General features: G+C 51.0%; 3 protein-coding genes. All 3 read right to left on the bottom strand.

Annotated elements, in window-relative coordinates; all coding sequences use genetic code 11:
* The coding region (locus tag HQK80_16535; protein ID MBF0223798.1) for a hypothetical protein at positions 1-174 on the bottom strand (174 nt) is incomplete at its 3' end.
* Between the two features lie 36 nt (positions 175-210).
* Positions 211-1,914 carry an IS1634 family transposase gene (locus HQK80_16540; GenBank protein MBF0223799.1) on the bottom strand — a complete coding sequence of 568 codons (1,704 nt, stop codon included), beginning with the start codon at positions 1,912-1,914 and terminating at the stop codon, positions 211-213.
* Positions 1,907-2,130 (bottom strand): DUF4338 domain-containing protein (locus tag HQK80_16545; GenBank protein MBF0223800.1); only part of this gene is annotated, 224 nt, incomplete at its 5' end. The genes HQK80_16545 and HQK80_16540, both read right to left, overlap by 8 nt.

Below are 2,130 nucleotides of genomic sequence, written 5' to 3' on the forward strand. Positions count from 1 at the left end.
GTCTCCATCCTTGTTGAACCCCTGCCGTGCCTCCGACTGATTTTCAGAGTAGGTCGAGATAGTGGTAGAGTCAAACGCCAGCACAGGAGACTCTCCCAGGCGTGCCGCCCGAGCTGAGAAATAGCGCTGAACGCCTTCTTCATTGCGCCCAACATCCTTAAACCCACATTCCACACCCTAAATTGCGATCAGGCAGGTATTTTTTGTGGTTCAGGGAGGTGGGTGTTGTGATGTAAATATTCCCTCGGTTAGTCCAAGGGCAGTGATGTAAGATTGCTGAGCCGGGGTTAATGGTTTTTTTATCAAACGAGATTGACCAACCTTGAGGATGAGGATGCAGGTGAACTTGGTGGTCATTACATATGAAGTGGGGCGGGTGGTCTTTTTACGATCCAAGCCCTCGATGGTGGAGTTGGTTTTTTCAAGATGTTGTCTCATCTGCCGCTGCATAAGATTCCAGATCAAGAGGCAAAGAAGTAGAATCATGCCCAGCGCCTCAATGCGCTCTGGTTTTTTCAGGAAAAGGTCGTTGACGATAAGGGGGTCTTTTAGAAAGCTGAAGTTGCGCTCAATGCCATCTTGAGCCTTATAGGTTCGCAACAACTCTTCTGCTGTTTGGCTGTCATCGCCATGACATGGTCGATTGGAGAGAAGGACAAAGCAGCCGGCCTCGGCGCGTTTTTGGTTGACAACCTCAGGGCGATCGACAATCTCAGCGTGAATACGCCATCGGCGAGAAGCAATTTGCCGTTGGCCGCCAGCAGGGGGTCTACCCTTGGCATATTTGATCTCTTCCTCAATTCTGGTTGTCAGGCTGTGGCATGGCATGGGTAAGGAGAGAATTCGCTTAAGCTCCGCTTCAGCATCATTGAGGCAGAAGAAGGCGGTCTTGAGGCTGAGCGAGATGCTGTTTGCCAATGTTTGCCGTGCTTGAGCAAGCTCTTTATCGATACGCTTTTGCCGACGTTTGTCGTGGGCGCTTGAATGAATGACGATAGCACGATACCTTCTGTCATAGAGTTCAACTTCAGTTTCATAGGCACGGTACGATGCGGAAGGCCTTTTGGGGGTGGGTTTGGAGGTCGCCAGTACCCCGATGTCCTGCCATTGGTCGGCTTGGACCGCCTCCGAGACGACCCTGTCAGCCTCACTGTAAGAAAAAGGGAGCCTGGTAACAAAATAGTACGGATTGTTATTCTGCATCGGCTCAAAACAGGCGAGATTATCCTTGGTGACCATAGCAGAATCGGCGACGTAGGTAAATGCACTCTCCGCCAAGCCATGCTTTGCTAGATTTTTGTTAATGCGGGTAAGGAGCTTGTTGTTCAATGTCTTGTCTGAACTGTTGCCGTCATGGGTCTCACCCATGATTGGGATATTGTGCTCAACGCACAGCATACTGAGCATGAATTGTTTAAGGTCGGGCCGATGATCCTTGCTGTAGCCATAAGTAATGTTAATTGTACCGTCTGACGGACAATCGTATTCGCCCCAGACATTTACCGAGGTAGAGTCCCAATGTCCCGAACTTGTGTCGAGGTCAAAAACAACAGCGGCTCGCCGGGCCACTTCACTAAAGATTTTGTTCGGTCCTGTTAGCTGGATACGGTCGAGCACACGTCCGACGTTATGATCGCCGAAAGCCGAAGGTTCGACGCTTTCACCGAGAAGGAGCTCGGTGTCTTGGTCAGCAATGAATTTATCCAGGTGATACAGTGGTGAGCGTCCGGAAAGAGTGTCTTGGATCATGCCGGCGACAATGAGACCGGGCTTGGTCTCCATCTGTCCGCCAACCATGCCGTTGATCAGTTCAACCAAGCCAAGTTTCTGCATGTAGGCCCGGATGATTGGGTGAAAGCCAACCTGATGGATGTCGACCTTGCTTACCTGTTTGAGTAGTTCGTCGCTATTCATTACGCAGCCTCTTCAGTGCCTGATTGTGTAAGGCGTAAGCATAGATATCCTTAATCGGAGCGGTGGGGATAAGCTGGCCGTTGCGGGTGCGACCAGTCGTCTGACCCAGGCGAAGCCAGTTGGCCGCCCGATAACATGTGCCCTGAAAACGATGATCCACGAAGGTCTCAAGCAGCAAGATTGGGTGGCCGTACTTGGCTTGCCAATCCTTGCTGA

This window comes from Desulfobulbaceae bacterium, from assembly GCA_015231515.1.
Lineage (GTDB): Bacteria > Desulfobacterota > Desulfobulbia > Desulfobulbales > VMSU01 > JADGBM01.

Excerpts from the sequence above, each read along its gene's own strand:
- HQK80_16540 (MBF0223799.1), bottom strand. The coding sequence starts at position 1,914 with ATGAATAGCGACGAACTACTCAAACAGGTAAGCAAGGTCGACATCCAT.